We start from the raw sequence: 26,458 nt of genomic DNA, 5'->3' as shown, positions 1-26,458 counted from the left end.
GTTTCGAATCAGAGCGCGGGAATATCACCCCTCGCCCATCCTTCCGAGGTTTCGGCGGAAAAATCGCCGAAGCGCCCGTCGGCAATCGATGCGCGGATGCCCTTCATCAGATACTGATAATAGGCCAGGTTATTCCAGGTCAGGAGCATGGCGCCGAGCGCTTCACCGGATTTTACCAGATGATGCAGATAGGCGCGGCTATAGTCGCGCGATGCCGGACAATCCGATTCCGGATCGAGCGGGCGATGATCGTCTGCATGGCGCGCATTGCGCAAGTTCACTTTGCCAAAGCGCGTAAATGCGAGGCCGTGACGGCCTGCGCGCGTCGGCATCACGCAATCGAACATGTCGATCCCGCGCGCCACCGACTTCAGAATATCGTCCGGCGTGCCGACGCCCATCAGGTAGCGGGGCTTTTCCGATGGCAGGATCGGGCAGACCACTTCCAGCATGTCGAGCATGACCTGCTGCGGCTCGCCGACCGCAAGTCCACCGACCGAATAGCCCTTGAGATCCATGGCCTTCAGCGCTTCCGCCGATTTCTCACGCAGACGCGCTACATCGCCGCCCTGCACGATGCCGAACATCGCCTTGCCCGGCTGAATGCCGAAAGCGACCTTGCAGCGCTCGGCCCAGCGCAGCGACAATTCCATTGCGCGCTCGGTGTTCTTTTCCGGTGAAGGCAGCGCCACGCATTCATCGAGCTGCATCTGGATATCGCTATCCAGCAGCCCCTGAATCTCGATGGATCGCTCCGGCGTCATTTCATAAGGCTTGCCGTCGATATGCGAGCGGAATGTCACGCCGTTCTCGTCGAGCTTGCGCAATTGCGCGAGCGACATGACCTGAAAACCACCGGAATCGGTCAGGATCGGGCCTTTCCAGCCGCCGAACTCATGCAGGCCACCCAGCCGCGCCACGCGCTCGGCACCCGGCCGCAGCATCAGGTGATAGGTATTGCCAAGGATGATATCGGCGCCAAGTTCTTTCACTTGGTCCATATACATGGCCTTGACCGTGCCAGCCGTACCGACCGGCATGAAGGCAGGTGTGCGCACCACGCCGCGCGGCATGGAAATCTCGCCCTGACGAGCAGCGCCGTCGGTTGCCAGCACTTTGAATTCGAAATTTTCGCTTGTCTTTAGATTTTCCAGAGTCATGCGGTGTCTTTAGCTTTGTCGGCTCGCTCAAGCAAGCTGCCGTCACCATAGGAATAAAAGCGATAGCCATTGCTGATGGCGTGTTCATAGGCGGCGTGCATCGTCTCAAAGCCACTGAAGGCCGATACCAGCATGAACAGCGTCGAGCGCGGCAGATGGAAGTTGGTCATCAGCAGATCGACTGCACGGAACTTGTAGCCCGGCGTGATGAAGATATCGGTCGCACCGGCCCACGGACGGATGATGCCATCTTCGCCCGCAGCACTTTCGATCAGGCGCAGCGACGTCGTACCAACGCAGATGATCTTGCCGCCCCGCTCGTGCACAGCATTGAGCGCATCGGCGGTCCGCTGCGACACATAACCGATTTCAGAATGCATCTTGTGGTCGGTCGTATCGTCGGCCTTGACCGGCAAGAACGTTCCCGCCCCCACATGCAGCGTTACGAAATGTTCTTCAACGCCTTTGGCCTTGATCTTTTCCAGAAGATCGGGCGTGAAATGCAATCCGGCAGTGGGAGCGGCAACAGCGCCCTCTTCGCGGGCATAGACCGTCTGATAGTCCTTGCGGTCGCGCTCGTCTTCGGCGCGCTTCGACGCGATATAGGGTGGCAGTGGAATATGCCCGACCGATGCGATGGCCTCATCCAGCATGGCGCCGGAAAGGTCGAACACGAGAAGCGCTTCGCCCGCATCGCCCTTTTCCGCCACGGTGGCATCAAGTGTACCAAGGAAGCAGCTTGAACCGGAATGGCCGAAACGGATGCGGTCGCCCTCCTTTACGCGCTTGCCCGGACGCAGAAACGCTTTCCAGCGATCCGGACCGGTGCGCATATGCAACGTGGCGCTGACCTGCGAAATATTGCCATCGCGCTCGCGCATGCCTTCAAGCTGCGCGGGTATCACCTTGGTATCATTGAAAACAAGCGCATCGCCGGGTTGCAACAGATCGGGCAGCTCGAACACCTGTCGATCTTCGAATGGCTGGCCGGGACGGACACGCAACAATCTGGCGTGATCACGCGGCTCCGCTGGACGCAGAGCAATGCTCTCTTCCGGCAAATCGAAATCGAAAAGATCAACACGCATTATGAACCTCTAAAGCATTTCCAGCAAAAGTGCGAAGCGGTTTTGCGTTCGGAAATGCGGTAAACAAATTACGGCCCCGGTATGAACCGGAGCCGTAATTTCTCAATGAAATCGGTAGGATCAGATGTCGGCAGCGATGCGCGCCGTCACGATCGTGTCCGGATCGGCAACAGGCTCACCGCGCTTGATCTTGTCGACATTGTCCATGCCTTCAATGACCTGGCCCCAGACGCTGTACTGGCGGTCGAGCCACGGAGCGTCGGCAAAGCAGATGAAGAACTGCGAATTGGCCGAATTCGGGTTGGCCGAACGGGCCATCGAAGCAGTGCCACGCTTGTGCGGCGTGTTGGAGAATTCAGCCTTCAGGTCTGGCTTGTCCGAACCGCCCATGCCCGCACGCGAGCCATTGAAATGCGCGCCGCCGGTCTTGCCGAACTTCACGTCGCCGGTCTGTGCCATGAATCCGTCGATTACGCGGTGGAACACAACGCCGTCATAAGCGCCTTCGCGAGCCAGTTCCTTGACGCGCGCAACATGATCCGGCGCGAGGTCTGGATAGAGTTCAAGAACGACGTTGCCCTTGGTGGTTTCCAGAACGAGCGTGTTTTCAGGGTCTTTGTAAGCCATTGGGCCTCTCCTTGTATTTACTTCTTATCGTATTTTACTTTTTATCGGCCTGAAGCGTGGCCTTGATGATCTTGTCGGGGTTTTCCACGGCGCCATTATCGGCTTCGCTACCCTTCTTTATCTTGTCGACGATATCCATGCCGCTGACAACCTTGCCGACCACGGTGTACTGGCCGTTGAGGAATGCGCCGTCCGCAAACATGATGAAGAATTGCGAATTGGCTGAGTTCGGGTTCTGACTGCGGGCCATGCCGACCGTGCCGCGCACGAAGGGTTCTTTTGAGAACTCTGCTGGGATATCGGGATAGTCGGAACCGCCGGTGCCGACGCGCGAAGCATCGAAACCCTTGTCCACGTTACCGAACTTTACATCGCCGGTCTGGGCCATGAAGCCTGGAATGACGCGGTGAAATGCAACGCCATTATAAGCGCCTTCCCCGACCAGCTTTTCAATCTGGGCGACATGCTTCGGCGCGAGGTCGGGACGAAGCTGGATGGCAACGTCGCCGTCCTTCAGCTTGAGAACGAGGGTGTTTTCGGCATTGGCGGCGGAAGCCGTCTGGACCGCTCCTTGCGACAGCGCGAAAAAGGCAACAGCGGCAAGCGCCGAACGGATGAAAGACATGATCGAAAAACTCCCTGCAGTCAGGATTTGAATTTGGTGTTCAAGGCGGCAGCAACAGCCGCAGGAACGAAGGGCTTTATATCGCCGCCCATGGAGGCAATCTGGCGGACCAATGTGGCGGTAATTGTGCGTACTGCCGGGTCTGCCGGCAGGAACACGGTCTGCAATTCCGGCGCCATAGTGCCGTTCATGCCCGCCATCTGCATTTCATAGTCGAGATCGGTGCCATCGCGCAAACCACGCACCATCAATTGTGCGGCATGTTTGCGTGCTGCATCGATGACCAGTCTGTCGAAGGAAATGACCGAAACCCGGCCTGCATCCTTGCCCAATATGGCCTTGGAGCTTTCACCGATGAGCGCCACACGTTCCTCGAAGGTGAAGAGAGGTTTTTTGCCGGGATGAACGCCGATCGCGACAATAACCTCGTCGGCAAGGCGCAAGGCACCTTTGAGGACATCCATATGGCCGTTTGTCACCGGGTCGAAGGAGCCCGCATAAATCGCGATCGTCATTTCTTCCAGCTAGCCTTTTCTGACGGGATTTTCAACAAGAACCACTGCGATAAGAAAACAGAAACCAAGAAACCAGATGAACGCGATATGAACAGCGATTTCACGACAAGTTCACAACCGATTTACCAAGATAGGTGCAAGTTTGGTGCAACCTTTTCGCTTCTGAAGCGTATGTATGTCGAAAGGATAACACGATGATGATCTTTCTTCTGGCATTATCCATGATGGTCGCGATGGCTGCATCGGCAATCATACTGCTTCTCGAAGAGAACGAGTCCAAGCGTCAGCGCGTGCGTCAGGTGACATTTGACATCAACAGCTTGCGCAACATGCGTTCGCGCTAAGTATTAGCAGCCGAGTTCACGCAATAGCGTTGGAGCTTGCTGTGAAAGAGTTTCTGTGATCGCCAATTCCTCCAGTCTTGGCATCTGAAAAAGGCCGATGGTTCCCGCCATCGGCCTTTTTCATTGATCTATATAAAAAGCCCGGGTCCGTTGGTTTGTCGCATTATCCGATGCAAAACTGTTTCACACTTTTGGCTCGAAAATGCTCTAACCCGGGCTTCTCTATTATTCTTCGGTGTCCGCGATTGGTGCTTCGCCTTCAGAAGCTGCCTCGCCCTCACTGCCGTTTTCTTCATCGCTATCCGCTTCGGATATGCGTTCGACCGAGACGACCTTTTCGCCATCCGCCGTGTTGAAGATCGTGACGCCCTTGGTGGAACGTCCGGCAATACGGATACCGTCAACCGGTACGCGAATGAGCTGTCCGCCATCGGAAACAAGCAGAATCTGGTCGCTCGCCTCGACCGGGAACAGGGCAACGAGCTTGCCGATTTCGTCGGTCTTTGACGTGTCGGTAGCGCGGATGCCCTTGCCGCCACGGCCTGAAACGCGGAACTCGTAGGATGAGGAACGCTTGCCGTAACCGTATTCGCTGACAGTCAGCACGGTTTCTTCGCGGGCCTTCAGCTCCTGATAGAGCTCTTCGGTCAGTTCCGCATCGGTTCCGACTTCCTCGCCGACAACCACGATGTCGTCTGCGTCGTCCGCACCCTGCGCCCGGCGCTCGGCAATCGAACGCTTGAGATAGGCAGAACGGGTTGATGCATCGGCATCGACGTGATGCAGGATCGCCATGGAGATGACCTTGTCGCCATCGGCCAGATTGATGCCGCGCACGCCGATGGAATTACGGCCTGCAAAGACGCGCACATCGGTAACCGGGAAGCGAATGCACTGGCCACCGGCACAGGTCAGAAGCACATCGTCGAATTCCGTACAGGTATCGACGGAGAGGATTTCATCGCCCTCGTCTTCCAACTTCATCGCGATCTTGCCGTTGCGGTTGACCTGAACGAAGTCGGACAACTTGTTACGGCGAACCGTACCGCGCGTAGTCGAGAACATGACGTCGAGATTTGCCCAGGATTCTTCATCCTCCGGCAACGGCATGATTGTGGTGATGCGCTCGCCCTGCTGCAACGGCAGCATGTTGATGAGCGCCTTGCCACGGGACTGCGGCGTGCCGACGGGCAGACGCCAGACCTTCTCCTTGTAGACAATGCCACGCGAGGAGAAGAACAGAACCGGCGTATGCGTATTGGCGACGAACAGGCGGGTGACGAAATCCTCGTCCTTCGTGGCCATGCCGGAGCGGCCCTTGCCGCCACGGCGCTGCGCACGATAGGTCGTCAGCGGAACGCGCTTGATATAGCCTGCATGACTGACGGTGACGACCATATCCTCACGGGCGATCAGGTCTTCGTCATCCATTTCGGCGCCACCGAAACCGATTTCGGTGCGGCGTGGCGTGGCGAACTCGTCACGAACCGCAATCATCTCATCCTTGACGATCGTCATCACGCGTAGGCGCGACGAGAGAATGTCGAGATAATCGCGGATTTCCTCACCGATCTTGTTCAGTTCGTCCGCCACTTCGTCGCGACCGAGCGCGGTCAGGCGCTGCAGACGCAGATCGAGAATGGCACGAGCCTGTTCTTCGGAGAGGTTATAGGTGTCGTCTTCATTGATACGATGGCGCGGATCGTCGATGAGACGGATCAGCGGAGCCACATCGGCTGCAGGCCAACGACGTTCCATCAACTGCTCGCGGGCCGTCGTTGGATCGGGCGCACGACGGATGAGTGCAATCACCTCATCGATATTGGCGACCGCAATTGCAAGGCCGACCAACACATGCGCGCGGTCGCGCGCCTTGTTGAGCAAGAACTTTGTGCGGCGCGTCACGACTTCCTCGCGGAAGGCAACAAAAGCGCGCAGCATGTCGAGCAGATTGAGCTGTTCCGGCTTGCCGCCGTTCAGCGCCACCATGTTGCAACCGAACGAGGTCTGCAGCGGCGTGTAACGATAGAGCTGGTTCAGAACGACATCGGCAACAGCGTCGCGCTTGAGTTCGACCACAACGCGATAGCCTTCGCGGTCGGATTCGTCACGCAGATCGGAAATGCCTTCGATGCGCTTGTCGCGCACCAGTTCGGCCATTTTCTCGATCATCGAAGCCTTGTTCACCTGATACGGGATCTCGGTGATGATAATGGCTTCGCGGTCACCGCGCATCGGCTCAATGGTGGCGCGTCCGCGCATGATCACCGAACCGCGCCCGGTCGTGTAGGCGGAATTGATGCCTGCGCGTCCGAGGATGATGCCACCGGTCGGGAAATCCGGACCAGGGATGATCTCAATCATTTCTTCCAGCTGAATAGCCGGATTCTCAATGAGCGCTACGCAGCCGTCAATGACTTCACCGAGATTGTGTGGCGGAATGTTGGTCGCCATGCCGACAGCGATACCGCCCGAACCGTTGACGAGCAGGTTCGGGAAGCGTGCAGGCATAACCACAGGTTCCTGCTCGCGGCCGTCATAATTGTCCTGGAAGTCGACCGTGTCCTTGTCGATGTCCGACAGGATGGATTCGGTAAGCTTTTCCAGACGGCATTCGGTGTAACGCATCGCTGCCGGCGGATCGCCGTCGATGGAGCCGAAATTGCCCTGCCCGTCGACAAGCGGATCGCGCATGGAGAAATCCTGCGCCATACGCACGAGAGCGTCATAAATAGAAGCGTCGCCATGCGGGTGATACTTACCCATGACCTCACCGACCACACCCGCCGACTTACGGTACGGGCGGTTATAGGCGAGGTTCATCTCGTTCATGGCGTGGAGAATGCGGCGATGTACGGGCTTCAGGCCGTCGCGCACATCGGGCAGCGCACGGCTCACGATAACGCTCATCGCGTAATCGAGATAGGAGCGCTGCATCTCCTCGATAATGGAAATCGGTTCGATACCGCTAGGGCCGCCGTTTGGGCCACCATTCATATCGTCGGAACCGGGTGGAGGCGTTTGATCTGACACTATTCAGATTTCTTTCTCAACAGAATCGATAAAGTCACTTTATAACGGAAACCAGCAAAAAACGCCAATTTCACGACCGTTTCGGCGGGCTATTTCCGTCTGTTAATTCAATGACTTAAAAGATATTCACATAAAGATTGAGCAACGATGTTGCCCGTACTGGCGCTTTGCGTCGACCATGTGCCACTGATCGTCTACAATCCATGTATCCGATTGAGCATAACATGCCAACAAGAAGGGCGCGTGCAGTATGGGGTTCTACGATACGGTTTTCAGCGCGTTCGTCACCCTGCTTGTTACAATCGATCCGCCCGGACTGGCGCCATTGTTTCTGGCACTGACGCCTGGCATGGAGCGGCACCACCGCGGACAGGTGGCGCTTCGCGCCTCCATCATCGGTTTTATCGTGATGGCGCTCTTTGCCATTGCAGGCGCACAGATACTCGGCATGTTCGGCATTACTATCGGCGCGTTCCGCGTCGCCGGTGGCCTGCTGCTGTTCTGGATCGCATTTGAGATGATTTTCGAGAAGCGGACGGAGCGCAAGGAAAAGAGCGCCGAGGTGGCCATCACCAAGGACCATATCCGCAATATAGCCGCCTTCCCGCTCGCCATTCCGCTGATTGCCGGTCCGGGCGCAATTTCGGCTATCGTTCTGACCTCGGACTCATTCCATGGCGTCGGGCCGCGTTTGGCCCTTCTTGGCGTAATTTTCGTCTGCCTGCTGATTACCTATCTCGTGCTGTTGCTGGCAGAGCGGGTCGACCGGTTTCTCGGCGAAACCGGCCGTTCCATCCTGACACGCCTTCTCGGCGTCATTCTAGCCGCGCTTGCGGTTCAGTTCGTTGCCGATGGCATCAAGACACTCATCAGTGGTTAAGCCGATTTCTGTGCCTTCTTGCCAATCATGGCGTGACGAAGCTTGGACGAGAACCAGTCGATCACGGCAACAGCGATCAGGATCATGATGATCAGGAAGGAAACGTCCTGAAGGTTCAGAACCTTGATCTGTTCCGCCAGATGCGCGCCGATACCGCCTGCCCCGACAATACCAATGATCGTCGCCGAACGGGTATTTGACTCGAAGAAATAAAGCACCTGACTGCCGATCAGAGGCAGAACCTGTGGCAGCACGCCGAAGCGATAGCCGTGCAGCTTGCCGCCTCCTGATGAGACCACGCCTTCGACCGGCTTCTTGTCCGCCCCTTCAATGGCTTCCGAGAACAGCTTGCCAAATGCGCCGAAATCCGAGCAGGCGATGGCGAGAATACCGGCGAAAGGTCCAAGCCCCACAACCGACACCCAGATCAGTGCCCATATCAGCGTATCGACGCCGCGGATGGTATCGAGGAAGCGGCGAATGCCAAAATGCAGGAATACATTCGGAATGATGTTCTTCGCAGCCAGAAAGCCGAATGGGAAGGCAAGGATCGCTGCCAGCAATGTGCCGAGATAGGCAATCGCCAGCGTTTCCATCATCGACCACAGATAAAGACTGAAACGACCGCCGGACGATGGCGGCATCATCATCAAGGCGAAATCACCGAGGCGACCGAGGCCGTTTAGAATGCGCAGCAGTGAAAAATCGAGCCAATAGAAAGCGAACCAAACTGAAGCGATAAGCGCTACGGTTAAAATCACCAGATTACGCCATGTGCGCCCATTGCCGAACAGATCGGCATATTCGGTCCTCAATTCCTTTTCGTGCGCATGTGCTTCGCGGGAGAGACTTTGTGCAATGTCGGTCATAATTCTCTCCTCAACCAATACGGCCAAGCAGTGCGTGACGCACGCGCTGGGTGACAAGATCGATCACGACGATCGTCATGATGATCAGAAGCAGAATGGCGCTGACATCGCTGTAATAGAACTGGCGGATGGAGGTGAGCAGTTCCTGCCCGATGCCGCCCGCCCCTACAAAACCCATGACGGAAGCACCGCGCACGTTGACTTCAAAACGCAGCAGGCCATAGGAAGCAAAATTTGCGGCCACTTGTGGCAGCACGGCAAAGCGGATGACCTGCAGGCCGGAGCCGCCCGATGCGCGAATACCTTCGACCGGGCGCATATCGATATTCTCGACGACTTCGGAGAACAGCTTGCCCAGTGCCCCGGTCGTATGAAGCATCAGTGCCAGCACACCGGCCATCGGTCCAAGACCGAAGGCGATAACGAACAGCAGCGCGAAGACGATTTCAGGAACCGTACGCAACAGCTCCAGCCCGCGACGAACGATGAAGCGAACCGTCGAATTCGGAGCCATGTTGGATGATGCTGCGAAGGAAGCCGCAAAAGCGACCACAGCACCGATCAACGTCGCCAGATAGGCGATCAACAGCGTCTCAAACAGCATCTTGAGCCAGCCGCCGAGGTTCCAGTACCAGGCAGCGAGGTCGCCCCAGAAATTGGCGATGGTCAGATCCGGCAGAATGCGACCGAGATAGCTTGTAAAGCGAAAGAGATTTTCGACCAGTGTGCCCGGCCGAACATCGGCAACGACGGAGGCAGCAATGGCGACAACGACAAGCGCGAGGAGCAGCGCGATACCGTAGAGACGCCGTTTGCCGACTTCTCTCCGATAATCGGCAAGCAGAGTTTTTGCACCGTTGCCGTCGATTGAGGATACCGTCATGCGAGATTCCTTTAATCAAGCATGATCTTGTCCGAAAACCGGTTCCCACTTTTCGGGATCATGCTCTAAAAAAATGCCCGAAGCTTTTGCGGCTTCGGGCACTTCAATTGTTCTACGGATTAGGACTTGCGAGCCTTGTCGTTGAACTTGAGCATCTCGATGATTGGTTCGAAATCCTTAGCTTCAGTCGCTACGAATTCCTGATCCTTGCCGTCGGAAAGGGCATCAAAACCTGCCTTGTCCTTCTTCGGCATATCGAGGAAAGCCTGCTTGATGTCGGCCTTCAGCTGGTCTGGCAGAGTGTTGAGAACAGCGAACGGACCTTCTGGAAGGAAGTCCGACTTGAAGATGACGCGGAAATCGTCCTTCGTCATTGCCTTGCCGTCAGCATCCTTCAGCACGCCGCGGCTGACCATGCGGGTCAGGTTGGAATCGTTTTCCGAGTTCCAGGAGTTGGCAGCGGCATCAGCGGTGCCCTGCGCAAGAGCAAGAACTGCATTTTCATGGCTGCCAGCAAAGAAGTTCTTACCGAAGAACGTATCGACGCTATAGCCTTCGCGGTTGAGGAAGAAGCGCGGAGCATTGTTGCCCGACGTGGAGTTCGGATCAACGAGAGCAATGGTCTTGCCCTTCAGGTCATCCATTTTCTGGTACGGGCTGTCGGCGCGAACATAAACGACCGAGTAGTAGCCGTTGACGCCGGTGTCATGACGCTGGTTGACGAGCGGTGTGGTTTCAACGCCGGTCATGACGGCACGGGCATAAGAAGCCGGGCCATAGAATGCGATCTGGATGTTGCCGGCGCGCTGGCCTTCAATGACAGCGGCATAGTCGTTGGCGACGCGCAGCGTGACCTTGGTGCCAAGTTCCTTGCCGAGATAGGCGGCCAGAGGCGCATAACGGTCGGAAGTGGTCGAGGCGTTTTCAGCCGGGATAACGCCCAGAACGATTTCCGGATAATCCTTGCTCCAGTCAGCAGCCTGAGCGGTGGAGGCCATCATTGGCATGGTCAGCGTTGCGGTAAGCGCAGCAGCCGCCAGAAAGTTTCTACGGTTAAGCATAGGTATCTCCTGTTAATCCTGAGTTTGGAGCGTGTTTTTTTCCGGAGCTTTATGCGCTCAGGCGGAAAGCTGGCGCAGAACGGCTTCAGCCGACTGCGGAACTGGCATTGGCATTGTTTCAGCCTGTTCATCGGCGTCGATGACGTCAGCGGCTTCCATGCCGTAAAGGTCGCGTGATGCCATATCTGTCAGCATCGACGGTGTGCCACGGAATACGATCTTGCCGGCAGACATGCCGACGAGGCGGTCGCAATAGCTGCGCGCAATATCGAGCGAGTGCAGATTGCAGAGGACCGTGATGCCATATTCGCGATTGATGCGGCGCAGGGCGTCCATGACGCTGCGGGTGTTGCGCGGATCGAGCGATGCAATCGGCTCGTCGGCAAGAATAATGCGTGGCTGCTGCACGAGCGCGCGGGCAATCGCCACGCGCTGTTGCTGGCCACCCGAAAGTTCATCGGCGCGGTGCGCCGCAAGATGCGCAATATCGAACTGCTGCAGAGCGGAAAGCGCGATCAGGCGTTCTTCGTCGCTCCAGATACGCAGGAGCGACTTGGGCGTCGAAACATAGTTCAGGCGGCCCATCAGAACGTTGGTCAGAACATCAAGACGATCGACCAGATTGAAATGCTGGAAAATCATCGCACATTGCGCGCGCCAGTCGCGCAGTCCCGAGCCTTTAAGGCCCGTAACATCACGACCATCCCAGTGAATTGTTCCCTCGGACGGCTCGACAAGGCGATTGATCATACGCAGAAGCGTCGACTTTCCCGCGCCCGAGCGCCCGATAATTCCCACAAACGTGCCCGGCTCGATTTCGAGGTCCACGCCCGAAACCGCCACCTTGTCATTATAGCGGCGCGTTATGTTGTTCAGTTGAAGCATGAATTCGTCTCCATTCATGCTCACTTTGAATTGCTTCCATGACACTGCAATGAAAGCATAATGACGTTTGTGTAAATTTACACGCCGCTATAGAGATTTCACCTAAGCAATTGTTTTAACAGTTATTTCCTTCAAATGATGAAGGAAGGTCTCTGTGGATGCATTGACATCACCTGAATTGTCTATTGTGACAACATCTCCGGCATCGTCATCGAAGCTCACTTCACGCGCAAGCCGCGCGGTGATTTCTTCCCGGCTTTCACGACCACGCGACGCAAGCCGTTCTGCCAGAACGTCCGGTCGGGCTGTTATCACGACCACAGAACGTGATTTGTAGAGCCTGCGAATATCGCCAAGCACTCGCCGTGAAACGTTGGCGATCACCACCGTACCGTCGGCGATTTCATCCTCCAGTGATTTTGGCAATCCATAGCTCAGGCCATGTGCCTGCCAGTGCAGTGCGAAGGCTCCCTCGCCTGCAGCTGTTGCAAAAGATGCTTCATCCAGACTGTCATGATCTTCCGTGCCCGGCATTTGCGGGCGGGTGATGATGCGGCGCACAAAATGAAAACGCGTGTCGCCCGCAAGAGCCACACGCGCTGCATCCATGATCGTATCCTTGCCGGCCCCGCTGGGGCCGACGACGGCGACGAAACAGCCTTTCGGCATATCGGATTGCATCTGCATCAAAGCACCCGTTCGCCTTCACGCCAGACAGTGCGCACAACCGGGATTGCACCTTTCGGGCGCACGCGAACGAGATCGGCGCGCTTGCCGATGGCGATTTCGCCGCGATCATCCATGGCCATAGCGTCGGCAGGATTCTTGGTCACGAGGCGGACAGCCTGTGGCAGCGCAATCGGACGTTCGCCCGAAGCAAGACCGAAAGCCGACTGAATGAGGCTGAACGGAATATAGTCCGAAGACAGGATGTCGAGGCTGCCATTGTCCACGAGATCACGCGCGGCGATATTGCCGGAATGCGAGCCACCGCGAACGATGTTCGGCGCGCCCATCAGGATCGAGAGGCCTGCGCCTTTCGAAGCATTGGCCGCTTCCATCGTGGTCGGAAACTCGGCAATCCGCACGCCATGGTCGAGCGATTCATCGACATGCGCACTGGTCGCATCGTCATGGCTGGCCAGAACGATGCCACGTGTCGCAGCCATTTCGGCAATGGCGCGGCGATGATTGGCCGAATAGGCGTCCGAATCCGCCATGCGCTTCTCACAATGCACCCGGAACTCCTCATCCGTGAGCTTCATCTTGCGCATGTAATAAGTGCGATAGGTCTCAAGATCAACGAATTGACGCTGTCCCGGCGCATGATCCATCAGCGAAGCGAGTTTTACGCGGTCATCGCCCGCAAAAAGCTCGAATGTTTCAAGGCAATCTGCAGATGACACTTCGCAGCGCAGATGCAGAAAGTGGTCTGCACGCAGGCGATTTTCGCGAACACCGCTTTCAATGGCATCCGCAAGCATGCGCATATCCTTGCCGACGAAGTCGCGGTCATAGTCGGAGCCGACGCGCATCGCATCGAAAACCGTCGTGATGGCCGATGCTGCAACCTGCGCATCATGGGCCTGAACCGCAGCGTCGACATTCCAGCGCACTTTCGGACGCGGCGCGTAATGGCTTTCGAGCTGGTCGGTGTGCAGCTCGATGAGGCCCGGAATGACATAATCGCCATCCATGTCATCGCCGCCATTGGCATAGCCCTGATCGATGGCTGCAATTTTGCCGTCACGGATCAGGATAGAACCGGAAACAATCTCGTCAGCGAGCACGATCTGCGCATTTTTCAGAACGATTTCATTAGCCATTGGATAGCTCTTTCATGACCGCATTTGTGTTGGCGGCCGTTTCATATTTTGAGAGGAAAGCTTCGATATCGAGCGCACGGAAATCATCGAGCGCCTCATGCAGACGATCATGGCTCCAGTGCCACCAGGCCAGCCGATCCAGACGATTGCCGGTCGCGGCATCGAAACGTTCGCGAATGAGACGCGCAGGCACACCGCCCACAATCATATAGGGTGCCACGTCCTTGCTCACCACTGCTCCGGCCCCGACAACCGCACCATTGCCAACCGTCACACCCGGCAAAATGGTGGAGCCATGGCCGAGCCATGTGTCGTGACCGATTTTCACGGCATTGCCGCGACGCCACTCGAAAAACTCCGTCTCATCCTTTTCTTCCGGCCAGTAATCACCGGCACGGTAGGTGAAATGATGCAGCGTCGGACGCCATGTCGGATGGTTGGTGGCGTTGATGCGCACATGGCTGGCGATATTGGAAAACTTGCCGATTTCCGCACACCAGATTTCACAATCGACACCGAGATAGGAATAGTCATCGAGCACAGTCTCCGAAACGCGGCTGCGCTCGCCTATCTCTGTGTAGCGACCGATTGTGCAACCGCTGACGATGGCGGTTTCATGCACCAGCGGTTCTACCGATAGCTTGGTCATGCGGCGGCCCTCGGAGAGAAAGCTGTCACGTCGATAATCCGGTCCGCAACCTCCGTACGCACATCTTCATCGTGGAAGATGCCTAGCATGGCGACGCCCTGCTCCTTCTTGGTCTTGATGAGATCAACCACGACCGCACGGTTCTTCGCATCGAGTGAGGCGGTCGGCTCATCAAGCAGCAACACCGGATGATCCGTGATGAAACCGCGCGCGATGTTCACGCGCTGCTGTTCGCCACCCGAGAAAGTCGCAGGCGGCAAGGCCCAAAGCCTTTCTGGCAGATTGAGCTGTGACAGAAGCTCGCGAGCGCGGTTCAGCGCCACTTCGCGATCGACGCCACGCGCAACCAGAGGCTCGGCAACTACATCAATTGCCGCGACGCGCGGCAATGTGCGCAGAAACTGGCTGACATAGCCAATCGTATCGCGCCGCACCGCCAGCACTTCACGTGGATCGGCTGTTGCCAGATCCACCATACGGTCTTCGTGACGAATGAGGATCGAACCTGCATTCACGGCATAATTGCCATAGACCATCTTGAGAATGGAGCTTTTACCGGCACCGGAAGGTCCGCCAAGCACCGCGCATTCACCTGCTTCCAGATTGAAGTCCACGTTACTTACGACTGGCAACTGAATGCCACCCTGCAAGTGCATCGTGAACGTCTTCGCCAGACCCGACACCGCCAGCGGAGAGGATGTTCTAACTTGTGTCATTTCTCACCTCACGCATGAAGTTTCGCTAATTTACGAACAACACGCTGCAAACATCTGTTTTAATTTACTAAACCTGCAGAATAGACGACACGAGCAGTTGCGTATATGGCGCCTGCGGGTCATCCAGCACGCGGTCAGTCAGGCCCTGTTCGACAATATGGCCGTCTTTCATGACCATGATGCGATGGGACAGAAGCCGGGCTACGGCAAGATCGTGAGTAACGATGATCACCGACAGACCAAGATCGCTGACGAGGCCGCGCAACAGGTCGAGAAGACGTGCCTGCACAGACACATCGAGACCGCCGGTCGGTTCATCCATGAAAACAAGTCGCGGAGCCGTCACCAGATTGCGGGCAATCTGCAAGCGCTGACGCATGCCGCCAGAGAAGGCACGCGGCTGATCGTCGATACGGTCGGAAGCGATTTCGACACGTCCCAGCCATTCCGTGGCCGTCGAGCGGATATTGCCATAGTGTCGCTCACCAACAGCCATCAGGCGTTCGCCGACATTGGCGCCAGCCGAAACCGTCATACGCAATCCGTCTGCAGGGTTCTGGTGCACAAAACCCCAGTCGGTCCGCATCAGGAAACGGCGTTCCGCTTCGCCAATCTTGTAGAGATCGCGGAATTCACCGTCACGCATCCGGTATTCGACGGTGCCGGAAGTCGGCTCCAGACGGGTTGCCAGACTGTTCAGGAGCGTCGTCTTGCCCGAACCGGATTCGCCGACGATGGCCAGCACTTCGCCTGGCCACAGATTGAAGGAAATGTCTGCACAGCCACGGCGATTGCCGTAAAACTTCGACAGGCTGTTTACTCTCAGCAGGGGTTCGCTGTTCATTTTACGGTCTCCTTGGCCGCGGCCTCCTTGTTTGCAGCCAGATGACCGAAATGGCCGTTGGCCTGACGGTCTTCGCAAAAATCAGTGTCGGAGCAGACGAACATCGAGCCGCCGCGATCATCGAGCACGACTTCATCCAGATAGACGCCCTTCGCGCCGCACAGCGCACAGGGTTCCTTGAACTTCTGCACTTCGAACGGATGATCCTCAAAGTCGAGGCTGACCACCTGCGTATAAGGTGGGACGGCATAGATGCGCTTTTCGCGACCGGCGCCGAACAGCTGCAATGCCGGAGACATATGCATTTTCGGATTGTCGAATTTCGGCGTCGGCGAAGGCGCCATCACATAGCGGCCTTCGATCATCACCGGATAATCGTAGGTCTTGGCGATATGACCGTGACGCGCAATGTCCTCGTAAAGCTTCACATGCATGAGGCCATATTCGGCGAGCGCGTGCATCTTGCGGGTTTCGGTTTCGCGTGGCTCCAGAAAACGCAGCGGTTCCGGGATCGGCACCTGATAGACAATCACCTGCCCCTCGGTCAGCGGATATTCCGGGATGCGGTGGCGGGTCTGGATGATGGTCGCCTCGCCCGTATGGGTTGTTACAGCGACATCGGCAGTCTTCTGGAAGAAGGCGCGGATGGAAACGGCATTGGTCGTGTCATCGGCACCCTGATCGATGACCTTCAGCACGTCATCCGGCCCCAGAATGGCAGCCGTCACCTGCACGCCGCCGGTGCCCCAGCCATAAGGCATCGGCATTTCACGGCTGGCAAAAGGCACCTGATAGCCCGGTATTGCGATGGCCTTCAGGATGGCGCGGCGGATCATCCGCTTGGTCTGTTCGTCCAGATAGGCGAAGTTATAATTGGCCAGATCGCTCATTCTGCGGCCTCCTTCGTTACGCCTTCAGTCTCATTGTGCGCTTGGTCATATTCCGCACGCATGCGGCGGATGAGATCGAGTTCTGCCTGGAAATCCACGTAATGCGGCAGTTTCAGATGCTCGACGAAACCCGTCGCCTGCACATTGTCGGAATGCGAGATGACGAATTCCTCGTCCTCGGCAGGTGCCGTCACATCCGCATCGAATTCCCGCACGCGCAGTGCACGGTCGCAGAGCGACATGGACATGGCCTTGCGTTCGCTCTGGCCGAACACCAGACCGTAACCGCGCGTGAATTGCGGCGGCTGCTTGGCCGAACCTTTGAACTGATTGACCATCTGGCATTCGGTCAGCTGCACGCGACCGAGCGAGACGGCAAAACCAAGTTCGGGCACGTCGAACTCGACATCCACTTCGCCAATGCGGATTTCGCCGACGAAAGGATGGTTATTGCCATAGCCGCGCTGGGTGGAATAGCCGAGCGCCAGCAGGAAACCTTCATCACCGCGTGCCAATGCCTGAAGGCGCAGATCGCGCTCCATCGGGAATGTCCACGGTTCGCGGGTCAGGTCGCCCGGTTCGTGACCTTCCGGCAGGGAACCATCATCCTCAATCATGCCGACCGCGCCAAGAATATCGGTTACACGCGGCGTCTCTTCCTTCACGGCTTCCCGCATTTCGGGTTCCGGAACGGCAACATCACCGGCCAGATCTGGGTCGAGCAGACGGTGCGTGTAATCGAAGGTCGGTCCCAAAAGCTGACCGCCCGGCAAATCCTTGTAGGTCGCAGAAATGCGGCGTTCGATCAGCATTTCAGCGGTTTCCATCGGCCGCGAATAGCCAAAGCGCGGCAAGGTGGTGCGGTAGGCGCGCACCAGAAAGATTGCTTCGATCAGATCGCCACGCGACTGGCGCACAGCAAGTGCTGCCAGTTCGCGATCATAGAGCGAACCTTCGGCCATGACGCGATCAACCGCCAGCGCCAGCTGTTCGGCAATCTGGTCGAGACGCAAAGCCGGAACCGAACGATCGCCGCGACGACGATCATCGAGAAGACGGTGTGCATTATGGATGGCCGTTTCGCCACCCTTTACGGCAACATACATTTTCAGCCCTCCAGAGCGGAAACGCGAGTTGTGCGGGGAAGCGCTGCAACAGCGCCGTCGCTGACCAGAACAAGATCAACGCCGAGCGGGTATTGTGCGCCGTTCTCACGCCATTGCTGGATGAAATCCTGCGGCAGGCCTTCAACCTGAAGTGCACGTTCGCCATCGATACCGGGGCCTTTCAGCTCAAAGCCCTGTCCGCTTGTCAGCGACGCAACAGCGAGAACGACGGTTGTCGAACGGTCGGGAAATTCGGCATCACCCTGCGAAAACCCTGCCAGAGACGGCAGCAGCGAAACATTGCTGGCCAGAGCGAATTGTGCGGCATCCGCACTTTCGACACGCGGCGCGCCCGTGTGGAAAGTAAGCCAGGCGGTTGCGCTTTCATCAGCTGCTATCGCTGCATCGCACCAGACAGTCGCATCGTGATCGAGCAGGGTTGCTGCAATAACGCCCAGTTCAGGCGTCAGCGGCTGCGGTGGTGTGGCTGTGCGAGCCAGAAGATAGATGCGACCGGGATTAGCCATGGCGTGCATGACGGCATGAAAAGCCGACTGCGCATCCGTCACCGGATCGTCAAAGCCACCTTCAAACGCAGAGGAAGCGCTGTTTTCGAGAGAAAAAGGAAGCATCAATTGTCTCCCCGGACCATTGTGAAGAAATCGACCTTGGTAGCGGCGGCTTCGCCGCGCAGCTTGACGTCGGCATCGTCCAGCCGCTTGCGCAAGACATTCAGCACTTGTGCCTCCACGGCATCGCGATGGCCTTCATCGAGCCACAATGCATCGAAGACAGCGGCAAGCCGCGCCTTTTCCTGATCGCGACCGAGCGCATAAGAGTGACCGACAGAACCGTCGGAGAGCCGCACCGTAGCGCGCGTCACCGTTGCCTCGCCGACATTGAAGGGTGCGCCGCCGCCGCCAATGCGGCCACGCAGCATTACGAGACCGGTTTCCGGTCCGCGCAGAACTTCAAATTCCGGCTTGTTGGACCATGCCTGCCAGAAAGCTTGCAGCTCTTCGCCGCTTGCACGTGCAAGAACTGCCATGCTTGCCTGCCGTGCGGCTTGAACTGAATCTGGCACTGCATCCGGCACCGTTCCGCTTTCAGTGGCGGAACCGGCTCCGCCTCCCTTCGCACTTTGCTCCGTACCGTACATGAGCTTCCCTGCCCTGTTAGTTCCAGAGCGCGCTTTGACCTGATTGCATCAGATCGTCGCTCTGGAGTTTGTTTTGAGGCGCATCTTGTCCGAAAACCGTTTCATGTTTTTCGGGATGCACTCCCGTTGACTTGCTCTCTCAAATTGTCTAGTTATATAGACAACTATACAATACCAGAATGATTACACCCTGCCAATGACAGGACGATGACAGTTGATGACAAAGACCAGACGAATTGAGAGAAACAGCGGCGTGGCCATCTGGCGGCAGATTGCCGACGAGATACGCGGTGAGATCAGGGCTGGCAGGCTTCAGTCGGGTGCGCGTATGCCCGCCGAGATGGAACTTGCCGACAGGTTTGGAGTCAATCGCCATACGGTGCGCAGCGCCATTGCCGCGCTGACGCAGGAAGGCGTGCTGCGTGCCGAGCAAGGGCGCGGCACCTTCGTTGCCAATGCAAAGCGCCTCACCTACCAGATCGGACGTCGCACCCGCATTTCGCAATCGCTGGCTTCGCAGGTGCGCGACATGAAGGGCGCGCTGCTCGCTTCCGGCACAGCGCCTGCCTCTCCGGATATAGCCGAGGCGCTAGAGATCGAGCCTGGTTCACCGGTCCTGCGGCTGGAAACCTTGCACAGCGCTGACGGACGCCCTGTGTCGCGCGCAACGCTCTGGATCAGTGCCGAACAATTTCCGGAAATTGCCGAGGATTATGCGGAAAGCGGTTCCATCACCGTGGCTTTCCGAAAAGCAGGTATTGCCGATTACTTCCGTAAATCGACAATCATATCCGCCCGCCATGCGGATTCGGATGATCTGAAACATTTGAAGCTTTCGCCCGGCGCCATTGTACTGACGGCCAAGGCGATCAATGTGAACACCGATGGAGTGCCAATCCAGTATTCGCTGACACGGTTTTCAGCCGATAATATGGAGTTTTCTATCGACACGTATCCCGGTGACCCGCAGATGAACGACATGAACTGAAGCATGCTAGCGCTGAACTGCTCTCGAAGCTGTTATGAACGCGCTCAATCCAGACAGGACATCTCCAATGACCGTGACCATTTTTCATAATCCGAAATGCGGCACCTCGCGCAACACGCTGGCAATGATCCGTGCGAGTGGCGAAGAGCCCATCATCATCGAATATGTGCAGAATCCACCCACGCGGGAACGTCTGCTCGGTCTGCTGGCGGCAATGAACATGACACCGCGCGGACTGCTGCGCGAGAAAGGCACGCCCTATGCTGAACTCGGGCTGTCCGATCCGAAATGGACAGACGACGAGCTGATCGATTTCATGATGGCCCATCCGATTCTGATTAACCGGCCCATCGTCGAAACGCCGCGCGGCACCAGGCTTTGCCGTCCGTCTGAGCTGGTTCTGCCGCTTCTGGAAAACCCCGTCGCATCATTCACCAAAGAGGACGGCGAGCAGGTTAAATCTGAGGGCAAATCACGCTGACGAGCTCGCGATCAGATATCATTTTTCCTAGAAAATCGGAAGTATGATCCAATAGAAAAGGCGCTGTAAAACAGCGCCTTATCGTAATTCACTTATAAACTGGATTATATTCGTTCTCAGAAAGGAATTTCGTCGTCCAGATCGCGCGAGAAGCCACCGCTGCTGCCACCCTGATTGGATGGGCCAGACGAGCCGAAATCACCGCCGCCACCGGAATAATCAGACATCTGGTTACGGTTGCCGCCACCGCCGCCGAACGAACGGCCTTCACCGCCGCCTTCACCACGGCTATCGAGCATCTGCAGCTCACCACGGAACTTCTGCAGCACGACTTCCGTCGAATAACGGTCATTGCCGTTCTGATCCTGCCATTTGCGGGTCTGGAGCGCGCCTTCGATGTAAACCTTGGCGCCCTTCTTCAGATATTGTTCCGCAACCTTGGCGAGGTTTTCATTGAAGATGACAACGCTGTGCCATTCGGTGCGGTCCTTGCGTTCGCCGCTCTGGCGATCGCGCCAGCTTTCCGACGTTGCAATGCGCAGATTGGCAACCACGTCGCCGGAATTCAGACGACGAATTTCCGGATCGGCACCAAGATTGCCGACCAGAATGACTTTATTGACGCTACCAGCCATCGAAAATTACTCCGGGTCTTGCATGCACAATCTTTCCGCACTGCTTCGCGCGGACAAGAGGCACTTTTCAAATGAAAGATCAGGCGCAACAATGCGCCATCACCAGAAACTCATATGTTCACCTTACAGGACTGGCTCAAAGCGCGCTCAATCCGGGCCGGTGAATTCTTCAATGTCCACAGAGTTTATGTTCTTGTTTTGTTCAAAATGCAACCTTCCGACATTAAAAAGCCTTGCGTACGCCATAAATTTCAGTGGGTTTTTGCACCGTTTACCGCGCTGATAATGCAGTTTGCCTCATTTCAGGGGCTGAAACGGCATCTGCCTTAATTTCAAAACAGCCTTGCCGACAACCTTCATAAAGCAATAGCTGCCTGCGCTTGGCAAACGGGATCAACTTCCAAGGAAAAGCCCTGCCGCTCACTGTATCTTTGGCGCGCAGGGCTTGGGGTTTGAGCAATGCTCATGTGTCGACATTAATTCGTCGGCAGGTCTTTTCGGATCGCAAAGGCGCACGGCCATTTGCATTCCGCGCAAATTCAAATTGTCGGCAATCACACTTTCGATCAACGAGGCATCATTCCTTGCGAAAAGATGCTGCCGCAACCGAAACGGATTGTGCTTTCATCTCTGTGAAAGCTAGGCACTGTAGTCAGGTGGACTCATGCTCCTTTACCTCCCTACTGGGTCTCCCCGCCTCCTGCGGACCTCTTGCCGATGCCGTGTCATCCCACCGCGGCACCTCTCCGCTATCAGCGAGTAAGGGTAGTCTGCTCCTGTCAGGAGTGACAGTCAACGCTCTTGCGTTCACATTTCGTATCGCCTATCAGAAGGCTGGTTGTTCGATATTTGTTCTAATGATAAGAGTGCACCGATGAATGACCGGAGCCCCCTTCTTATTGGAGGGTTTCACCCCATATTAGACACCGGCGCGACGTGTTTTACCATTCGGCGCCCGTTATCCATGGCATCATGAGCAGGCAGGACGCGGAATGAGCGATCAGAAATTCATTTCCATACGTGGCGCGCGCGAACACAATCTGAAAAATGTCGATCTCGATCTGCCTCGCGACAAGCTGATCGTGATGACGGGGCTTTCCGGCTCGGGCAAATCCTCGCTTGCCTTCGACACGATCTATGCGGAAGGCCAGCGCCGTTATGTCGAAAGTCTTTCGGCCTATGCGCGCCAGTTCCTCGAAATGATGCAGAAGCCGGATGTCGACCAGATCGACGGCCTATCTCCTGCCATTTCCATTGAACAGAAGACGACGAGCCGCAATCCGCGTTCGACGGTCGGCACCGTCACCGAAATCTACGACTATATGCGCCTGCTCTTTGCGCGCGTGGGCGTGCCCTATTCGCCTGCAACCGGCCTTCCCATTGAGAGCCAGACCGTCAGCCAGATGGTTGATCGGGTCATGGCGCTGGAAGAAGGCACGCGCCTTTATATCCTCGCGCCCATCGTTCGTGGCCGCAAGGGCGAGTACAAGAAGGAGCTGGCAGAGCTTCAGAAGAAGGGCTTTCAGCGCGTCAAGGTGGACGGCACCTTCTATGAAATCTCCGACGTTCCGGCGCTGGACAAGAAGTACAAGCACGACATCGATGTTGTGGTGGACCGCGTTGTGGTGCGCCCTGACCTGTCAACCCGCCTCGCCGACAGTCTTGAAACCTGCCTCAAGCTTGCCGAAGGTCTGGCCGTCGCTGAGTTTGCTGACAAGCCGCTGCCGCCGAAAGAAACGGCTGAAGGTGGTGCTGCAAACAAGTCGGCCAACGAAACGCATGAGCGCATTCTGTTTTCGGAAAAGTTTGCCTGCCCGGTTTCCGGTTTCACCATTCCAGAAATCGAACCGCGCCTGTTCTCGTTCAACAACCCGTTCGGCGCCTGCCCGACCTGTGATGGTCTCGGCACGCAGCAGGCCATTGATCCGAACCTGATCGTTCCCGACGAAACGGCAGTGTTGAAGGACGGCGCGATTGCCCCATGGGCGCGGTCTTCGTCGCCCTATTACAATCAGACGCTGGAAGCGCTTGGCAAAGCCTATGGCTTCAAGATCGGTGCGCGCTGGGTTGATCTTTCGGAAGAAGCCCAGCAGGCCATTCTCTATGGCACCAAGGGCAAGGAAATCACCTTCCAGTATGATGACGGCCTGCGTTCCTACCAGACGACGAAGCCTTTTGAGGGCGTGATCCCCAATCTGGAACGCCGCTGGAAGGAAACCGATTCCGCCTGGTCGCGCGAAGATATCGAGCGCTTCATGGCCTCGACTCCCTGCCCTTCCTGTAACGGCTACCGCCTGAAGCCGGAAGCGCTTGCGGTCAAGGTGGGCATGAAGCATGTCGGCGAGATCACGGAAATGTCGATCCGCAAGGCCGACGCCTGGTTCCGCGACATCGATAGCAGCTTTAACGACAAGCAGCGCGAGATTGCCGCCCGCATCCTCAAGGAAATCCGGGAGCGCCTGCAGTTCCTCAACGATGTCGGCCTCGACTATCTGACGCTGGCGCGCAATTCCGGCACGCTGTCGGGCGGTGAAAGCCAGCGTATCCGTCTTGCCTCGCAGATCGGCTCTGGCCTGACCGGCGTGCTTTACGTACTGGATGAACCATCCATCGGCCTGCATCAGCGTGATAATGCGCGTCTCCTCGACACGCTGCGTCATCTGCGCGATCTCGGCAACACGGTCATCGTGGTCGAACATGACGAGGATGCGATCCTGACTGCCGACTATGTGGTCGATATCGGCCCTGCGGCAGGTGTCCATGGCGGCAAGATCATCGCTCAAGGGTCGCCGCAGGACGTGATGTCCAATGCGAACTCGTTGACCGGCAAATATCTGTCAGGCGCGATGGAAGTTGCCGTTCCGGCGGAACGCCGCAAGATTTCGAAATCCAAGCGCATTCGTGTGGTGGGCGCGCGCGGCAATAACCTGAAAAATGTCTCGGCGGATATTCCGCTTGGAACCTTCACCGCCGTCACTGGCGTTTCAGGCGGTGGCAAATCCACCTTCCTGATCGAAACCCTGTTTAAGGCCGCCTCGCGCCGCATCATGGGTTCACGTGAGCATCCGGCTGAGCATGACCGTATTGAGGGACTGGAGTTCCTCGACAAGGTGATCGATATCGACCAGTCGCCGATTGGTCGTACGCCTCGTTCCAACCCGGCAACCTATACCGGCGCCTTCACGCCGATCCGCGACTGGTTTGCGGGTCTGCCGGAAGCCAAGGCGCGCGGTTATCAGGCGGGGCGCTTCTCGTTCAATGTGAAGGGCGGACGCTGCGAGGCCTGTCAGGGCGACGGCGTCATCAAGATCGAGATGCACTTCCTGCCGGATGTCTATGTGACTTGTGATGTCTGTCACGGCAAACGCTACAACCGCGAAACGCTGGAAGTCCTGTTCAAGGGCAAGTCCATCGCCGATGTGCTGGATATGACAGTCGAGGAAGGCGCGGAGTTTTTCTCAGCCGTGCCTGCGGTGCGCGACAAGATGGAAACGCTCGTTAAGGTGGGTCTCGGCTATATCAAGGTCGGCCAGCAGGCGACGACGCTTTCGGGTGGTGAAGCGCAGCGCGTGAAGCTTGCCAAGGAACTGTCACGCCGCGCAACGGGCCGCACGCTCTATATTCTGGACGAACCGACAACCGGCCTGCACTTCCACGATGTGGCGAAGCTGCTCGAAGTGCTGCACGAGTTGGTGGAACAGGGCAACACAGTCGTTGTGATCGAGCATAATCTTGAAGTCATCAAGACTGCCGACTGGGTGATCGACCTTGGACCGGAAGGTGGCGATGGCGGCGGCGAGATTGTTGCCGTGGGCCGTCCGGAAGACATCGTGCAGGAGAAACGCTCCTACACCGGCCACTTCCTCAAGGAACTGCTGGAACGCCGCCCCAAGCGCAGTTCAGAGGCTGCTGAATAAGCGGCAGGCAAAGAGAGTTATTGGAAGCCGGGCCCAGTGCCCGGCTTTTTTGCGGATACTCCTCTGTCTGAGCGGGCAAGGACCTGAGAATAAAAACGTTGGTCGCTATAACGGCCAGCGCGGTCACATCATGCCCTGAGGCAATATACGACTTTCTAATACTCCGGGTCTGTTCCCGATCTCGAATTAATACGCCGGGACTCATAGCTTGTTCACGCCCGGCAAGACTGCGTTCTGAATGGCTTCTGCGACATATGCGAGGTTCGTTTGCGGTCGAAGGTTCGGGTAACGGAGATCCAGAACAATGGCTTATGACGAACTCAGAACCAGATTGCGCGGAGTAACAACCGCTCTTGTTACCCCATTTGAAAACGGAGAAGTGGCGCACAAGGCTTTCGCCGAGTTGGTGGAGTGGCAGATTGGAGAAGGCATCCATGCTCTTTCTCCCTGTGGCACGACCGGGGAGGCCCCAACTCTCAATACGGCGGAAAAGATCAGCCTCATCAAAACCTGTGTTGACGTCTCTGCAGGACGTGTACCCATTGTTGCAGGAACAGGCACCAACGATACTGTATCGACAATTGCATTGACGAGCGCTGCAGCTGCCTGCGGTGCTGACGCCGCCCTGATTGTGACGCCATACTATAACTGTCCGTCTCAGGAAGGCTTGTATCGCCACTTCGAAGCCGTGGCTCGCAATGTTCAGATACCAATCATCCTTTATAATGTCCCGAAGCGAACCGGCGTCGATCTTTCTCTGGAAACTATCGAACGGCTGAGTGAACTCCCGACCGTCATTGGTATCAAGGACGCGACTGGTGAACTCGACCGGCCCAAACGCATCATTCGTCGTATAGGCGATCGGCTGATACAACTATCAGGACATGACGCGACCGCCGTTTCCTTCAATCTTGAGGGGGGAGACGGAATGATTTCAGTCATATCGAATGTGCTTCCAGCAACCACTGTCGAACTTTACGAAGCCTGTAAGCGAGCCGATGCCTGCGCTGCCAGAACACTCGGCTTCAAATTGAAGCCTCTTCTGACTGCCATGGAACAGGATACCAATCCCGTTCCGGTGAAATACGCCTTGCACCATCGGCGCGGTCTGTCACCAGATGTACGGCTGCCGTTGGTTGGCGGCAGCGAAGAAACCGCCAGCGCCATTCGTCGGGCCTGTGCTGCCATTGACCATGTGGAAGAAACACCCTCGGTGCTCATAGCGCAGCATCAGCAAGCGGTACTTTCCATAACACTGGCGGCGCGCTGAAACGCCG

General features: G+C 56.8%; 26 protein-coding genes. 6 read left to right on the top strand and 20 right to left on the bottom strand.

Annotated elements, in window-relative coordinates:
* Nucleotides 1-8: 8 nt before the first annotated feature.
* From tgt to coaD, 5 genes are all read right to left on the bottom strand, one after another.
* Nucleotides 9-1,160, bottom strand: a complete 1,152-nt coding sequence (gene tgt / locus ABDF71_RS07615; RefSeq protein ID WP_010660113.1) for a tRNA guanosine(34) transglycosylase Tgt — start codon at nucleotides 1,158-1,160, stop codon at nucleotides 9-11.
* Nucleotides 1,157-2,248, bottom strand: a complete 1,092-nt coding sequence (gene queA / locus ABDF71_RS07610; protein WP_029924850.1) for a tRNA preQ1(34) S-adenosylmethionine ribosyltransferase-isomerase QueA — start codon at nucleotides 2,246-2,248, stop codon at nucleotides 1,157-1,159. Before queA ends, tgt begins: the two co-directional genes overlap by 4 nt.
* A gap of 120 nt (nucleotides 2,249-2,368) precedes the next feature.
* Complete coding sequence (locus tag ABDF71_RS07605; RefSeq protein ID WP_012092069.1) at nucleotides 2,369-2,875, bottom strand: peptidylprolyl isomerase; 507 nt, start codon at nucleotides 2,873-2,875, stop codon at nucleotides 2,369-2,371.
* 34 nt (nucleotides 2,876-2,909) lie between these two features.
* Nucleotides 2,910-3,500: a peptidylprolyl isomerase gene (locus ABDF71_RS07600; protein WP_500061456.1), complete on the bottom strand. Its 591-nt coding sequence runs from the start codon at nucleotides 3,498-3,500 to the stop codon at nucleotides 2,910-2,912.
* A gap of 20 nt (nucleotides 3,501-3,520) precedes the next feature.
* Nucleotides 3,521-4,015 (bottom strand): pantetheine-phosphate adenylyltransferase, encoded by a 495-nt coding sequence (gene coaD / locus ABDF71_RS07595; protein WP_500061455.1) that lies wholly within the window; start codon nucleotides 4,013-4,015, stop codon nucleotides 3,521-3,523.
* Nucleotides 4,016-4,209: 194 nt separating this feature from the next.
* Between coaD and ABDF71_RS07590 the strand changes: the two genes are divergently transcribed.
* Nucleotides 4,210-4,359, top strand: a complete 150-nt coding sequence (locus ABDF71_RS07590) for a hypothetical protein (RefSeq protein ID WP_010660118.1) — start codon at nucleotides 4,210-4,212, stop codon at nucleotides 4,357-4,359.
* 225 nt (nucleotides 4,360-4,584) lie between these two features.
* Here the strand turns inward: ABDF71_RS07590 and gyrA are convergent, their stop codons facing one another.
* Nucleotides 4,585-7,356, bottom strand: coding sequence for a DNA gyrase subunit A (gene gyrA, locus ABDF71_RS07585; protein WP_029376107.1), 2,772 nt, complete (start codon nucleotides 7,354-7,356; stop codon nucleotides 4,585-4,587).
* A 286-nt stretch (nucleotides 7,357-7,642) separates the two neighbouring features.
* On the opposite strand from gyrA, the gene ABDF71_RS07580 reads away from it, so the two are divergent.
* Nucleotides 7,643-8,272: a MarC family protein gene (locus ABDF71_RS07580; protein ID WP_071632830.1), complete on the top strand. Its 630-nt coding sequence runs from the start codon at nucleotides 7,643-7,645 to the stop codon at nucleotides 8,270-8,272.
* Here the strand turns inward: ABDF71_RS07580 and phnE (ABDF71_RS07575) are convergent.
* From phnE (ABDF71_RS07575) to phnG, 13 genes are all read right to left on the bottom strand, one after another.
* Entirely contained in the window at nucleotides 8,269-9,141 is an 873-nt protein-coding gene (gene phnE, locus ABDF71_RS07575) for a phosphonate ABC transporter, permease protein PhnE (RefSeq protein WP_500061454.1), read from the bottom strand. The two genes, ABDF71_RS07580 and phnE (ABDF71_RS07575), sit on opposite strands and share 4 nt — an antisense overlap.
* A gap of 10 nt (nucleotides 9,142-9,151) precedes the next feature.
* A complete protein-coding gene (gene phnE, locus ABDF71_RS07570; protein ID WP_500061453.1) occupies nucleotides 9,152-10,024 on the bottom strand; it encodes a phosphonate ABC transporter, permease protein PhnE in 873 nt (290 codons plus the stop codon).
* A 119-nt stretch (nucleotides 10,025-10,143) separates the two neighbouring features.
* Nucleotides 10,144-11,085 (bottom strand): phosphonate ABC transporter substrate-binding protein, encoded by a 942-nt coding sequence (gene phnD, locus ABDF71_RS07565; RefSeq protein ID WP_010660123.1) that lies wholly within the window; start codon nucleotides 11,083-11,085, stop codon nucleotides 10,144-10,146.
* Nucleotides 11,086-11,142: 57 nt separating this feature from the next.
* Complete coding sequence (phnC, locus tag ABDF71_RS07560; RefSeq protein ID WP_012092077.1) at nucleotides 11,143-11,970, bottom strand: phosphonate ABC transporter ATP-binding protein; 828 nt, start codon at nucleotides 11,968-11,970, stop codon at nucleotides 11,143-11,145.
* A gap of 102 nt (nucleotides 11,971-12,072) precedes the next feature.
* On the bottom strand, nucleotides 12,073-12,651 hold the full coding sequence (gene phnN, locus ABDF71_RS07555) for a phosphonate metabolism protein/1,5-bisphosphokinase (PRPP-forming) PhnN (protein ID WP_036586893.1): 579 nt from the start codon (nucleotides 12,649-12,651) through the stop codon (nucleotides 12,073-12,075).
* A 5-nt stretch (nucleotides 12,652-12,656) separates the two neighbouring features.
* Nucleotides 12,657-13,796 (bottom strand): alpha-D-ribose 1-methylphosphonate 5-triphosphate diphosphatase, encoded by a 1,140-nt coding sequence (locus ABDF71_RS07550; protein ID WP_500061452.1) that lies wholly within the window; start codon nucleotides 13,794-13,796, stop codon nucleotides 12,657-12,659.
* Nucleotides 13,789-14,445 (bottom strand): DapH/DapD/GlmU-related protein, encoded by a 657-nt coding sequence (locus ABDF71_RS07545; RefSeq protein ID WP_500061451.1) that lies wholly within the window; start codon nucleotides 14,443-14,445, stop codon nucleotides 13,789-13,791. Before ABDF71_RS07545 ends, ABDF71_RS07550 begins: the two co-directional genes overlap by 8 nt.
* A complete protein-coding gene (phnL, locus tag ABDF71_RS07540) occupies nucleotides 14,442-15,161 on the bottom strand; it encodes a phosphonate C-P lyase system protein PhnL (RefSeq protein WP_012092081.1) in 720 nt (239 codons plus the stop codon). Before phnL ends, ABDF71_RS07545 begins: the two co-directional genes overlap by 4 nt.
* A gap of 67 nt (nucleotides 15,162-15,228) precedes the next feature.
* On the bottom strand, nucleotides 15,229-16,005 hold the full coding sequence (gene phnK / locus ABDF71_RS07535) for a phosphonate C-P lyase system protein PhnK (RefSeq protein WP_010660129.1): 777 nt from the start codon (nucleotides 16,003-16,005) through the stop codon (nucleotides 15,229-15,231).
* The gene (locus tag ABDF71_RS07530) at nucleotides 16,002-16,895 is read right to left on the bottom strand and encodes an alpha-D-ribose 1-methylphosphonate 5-phosphate C-P-lyase PhnJ (RefSeq protein ID WP_012092082.1); all 894 of its coding nucleotides are present in this window, start codon (nucleotides 16,893-16,895) and stop codon (nucleotides 16,002-16,004) included. Before ABDF71_RS07530 ends, phnK begins: the two co-directional genes overlap by 4 nt.
* On the bottom strand, nucleotides 16,892-18,001 hold the full coding sequence (locus ABDF71_RS07525; RefSeq protein ID WP_010660131.1) for a carbon-phosphorus lyase complex subunit: 1,110 nt from the start codon (nucleotides 17,999-18,001) through the stop codon (nucleotides 16,892-16,894). The genes ABDF71_RS07530 and ABDF71_RS07525 overlap by 4 nt, the downstream gene beginning before the upstream one ends.
* Before the next feature lie 2 nt (nucleotides 18,002-18,003).
* A complete protein-coding gene (phnH, locus tag ABDF71_RS07520) occupies nucleotides 18,004-18,633 on the bottom strand; it encodes a phosphonate C-P lyase system protein PhnH (protein WP_500061450.1) in 630 nt (209 codons plus the stop codon).
* Nucleotides 18,633-19,160, bottom strand: coding sequence for a phosphonate C-P lyase system protein PhnG (gene phnG / locus ABDF71_RS07515; protein ID WP_080641751.1), 528 nt, complete (start codon nucleotides 19,158-19,160; stop codon nucleotides 18,633-18,635). Before phnG ends, phnH begins: the two co-directional genes overlap by 1 nt.
* Before the next feature lie 214 nt (nucleotides 19,161-19,374).
* Between phnG and phnF the strand changes: the two genes are divergently transcribed.
* Both phnF and arsC read left to right on the top strand, forming a co-directional pair.
* Entirely contained in the window at nucleotides 19,375-20,148 is a 774-nt protein-coding gene (gene phnF / locus ABDF71_RS07510) for a phosphonate metabolism transcriptional regulator PhnF (RefSeq protein ID WP_167387095.1), read from the top strand.
* Nucleotides 20,149-20,215: 67 nt separating this feature from the next.
* The gene (gene arsC, locus ABDF71_RS07505) at nucleotides 20,216-20,629 is read left to right on the top strand and encodes an arsenate reductase (glutaredoxin) (protein WP_500061449.1); all 414 of its coding nucleotides are present in this window, start codon (nucleotides 20,216-20,218) and stop codon (nucleotides 20,627-20,629) included.
* Nucleotides 20,630-20,745: 116 nt separating this feature from the next.
* Here arsC and ssb read toward each other — a convergent pair whose 3' ends face one another.
* A complete protein-coding gene (gene ssb, locus ABDF71_RS07500) occupies nucleotides 20,746-21,264 on the bottom strand; it encodes a single-stranded DNA-binding protein (RefSeq protein ID WP_029924876.1) in 519 nt (172 codons plus the stop codon).
* A 992-nt stretch (nucleotides 21,265-22,256) separates the two neighbouring features.
* On the opposite strand from ssb, the gene uvrA reads away from it, so the two are divergent.
* Nucleotides 22,257-25,181 carry an excinuclease ABC subunit UvrA gene (gene uvrA, locus ABDF71_RS07495; protein ID WP_500061448.1) on the top strand — a complete coding sequence of 975 codons (2,925 nt, stop codon included), beginning with the start codon at nucleotides 22,257-22,259 and terminating at the stop codon, nucleotides 25,179-25,181.
* Nucleotides 25,182-25,485: 304 nt separating this feature from the next.
* On the top strand, nucleotides 25,486-26,451 hold the full coding sequence (gene dapA, locus ABDF71_RS07490; protein WP_500061447.1) for a 4-hydroxy-tetrahydrodipicolinate synthase: 966 nt from the start codon (nucleotides 25,486-25,488) through the stop codon (nucleotides 26,449-26,451).
* Nucleotides 26,452-26,458 lie beyond the last annotated feature (7 nt).

This window comes from Ochrobactrum sp. WV_118_8, assembly GCF_039631535.1.
Taxonomy (GTDB): Bacteria; Pseudomonadota; Alphaproteobacteria; order Rhizobiales; family Rhizobiaceae; genus Brucella; species Brucella anthropi.
This window is presented reverse-complemented; position numbering and strand designations above follow the sequence as displayed.

Coding starts and splice junctions, on each gene's coding strand:
- arsC (WP_500061449.1), top strand. CDS start 20,216: ATGACCGTGACCATTTTTCATAATCCGAAATGCGGCACCTCGCGCAAC.
- coaD (WP_500061455.1), bottom strand. CDS start 4,015: ATGACGATCGCGATTTATGCGGGCTCCTTCGACCCGGTGACAAACGGC.
- gyrA (WP_029376107.1), bottom strand. CDS start 7,356: ATGAATGGTGGCCCAAACGGCGGCCCTAGCGGTATCGAACCGATTTCC.
- queA (WP_029924850.1), bottom strand. CDS start 2,248: ATGCGTGTTGATCTTTTCGATTTCGATTTGCCGGAAGAGAGCATTGCT.
- phnN (WP_036586893.1), bottom strand. CDS start 12,651: ATGCAATCCGATATGCCGAAAGGCTGTTTCGTCGCCGTCGTCGGCCCC.
- dapA (WP_500061447.1), top strand. CDS start 25,486: ATGGCTTATGACGAACTCAGAACCAGATTGCGCGGAGTAACAACCGCT.
- uvrA (WP_500061448.1), top strand. CDS start 22,257: ATGAGCGATCAGAAATTCATTTCCATACGTGGCGCGCGCGAACACAAT.
- phnH (WP_500061450.1), bottom strand. CDS start 18,633: ATGCTTCCTTTTTCTCTCGAAAACAGCGCTTCCTCTGCGTTTGAAGGT.
- ABDF71_RS07590 (WP_010660118.1), top strand. CDS start 4,210: ATGATGATCTTTCTTCTGGCATTATCCATGATGGTCGCGATGGCTGCA.
- phnK (WP_010660129.1), bottom strand. CDS start 16,005: ATGAACAGCGAACCCCTGCTGAGAGTAAACAGCCTGTCGAAGTTTTAC.
- phnE (WP_500061454.1), bottom strand. CDS start 9,141: ATGACCGACATTGCACAAAGTCTCTCCCGCGAAGCACATGCGCACGAA.
- phnL (WP_012092081.1), bottom strand. CDS start 15,161: ATGACACAAGTTAGAACATCCTCTCCGCTGGCGGTGTCGGGTCTGGCG.
- ssb (WP_029924876.1), bottom strand. CDS start 21,264: ATGGCTGGTAGCGTCAATAAAGTCATTCTGGTCGGCAATCTTGGTGCC.
- ABDF71_RS07605 (WP_012092069.1), bottom strand. CDS start 2,875: ATGGCTTACAAAGACCCTGAAAACACGCTCGTTCTGGAAACCACCAAG.
- ABDF71_RS07550 (WP_500061452.1), bottom strand. CDS start 13,796: ATGGCTAATGAAATCGTTCTGAAAAATGCGCAGATCGTGCTCGCTGAC.
- ABDF71_RS07545 (WP_500061451.1), bottom strand. CDS start 14,445: ATGACCAAGCTATCGGTAGAACCGCTGGTGCATGAAACCGCCATCGTC.
- phnE (WP_500061453.1), bottom strand. CDS start 10,024: ATGACGGTATCCTCAATCGACGGCAACGGTGCAAAAACTCTGCTTGCC.
- ABDF71_RS07600 (WP_500061456.1), bottom strand. CDS start 3,500: ATGTCTTTCATCCGTTCGGCGCTTGCCGCTGTTGCCTTTTTCGCGCTG.
- phnD (WP_010660123.1), bottom strand. CDS start 11,085: ATGCTTAACCGTAGAAACTTTCTGGCGGCTGCTGCGCTTACCGCAACG.
- ABDF71_RS07525 (WP_010660131.1), bottom strand. CDS start 18,001: ATGTATGTTGCCGTAAAGGGTGGCGAAACGGCCATCCATAATGCACAC.
- phnC (WP_012092077.1), bottom strand. CDS start 11,970: ATGCTTCAACTGAACAACATAACGCGCCGCTATAATGACAAGGTGGCG.
- phnG (WP_080641751.1), bottom strand. CDS start 19,160: ATGTACGGTACGGAGCAAAGTGCGAAGGGAGGCGGAGCCGGTTCCGCC.
- tgt (WP_010660113.1), bottom strand. CDS start 1,160: ATGACTCTGGAAAATCTAAAGACAAGCGAAAATTTCGAATTCAAAGTG.
- ABDF71_RS07580 (WP_071632830.1), top strand. CDS start 7,643: ATGGGGTTCTACGATACGGTTTTCAGCGCGTTCGTCACCCTGCTTGTT.
- ABDF71_RS07530 (WP_012092082.1), bottom strand. CDS start 16,895: ATGAGCGATCTGGCCAATTATAACTTCGCCTATCTGGACGAACAGACC.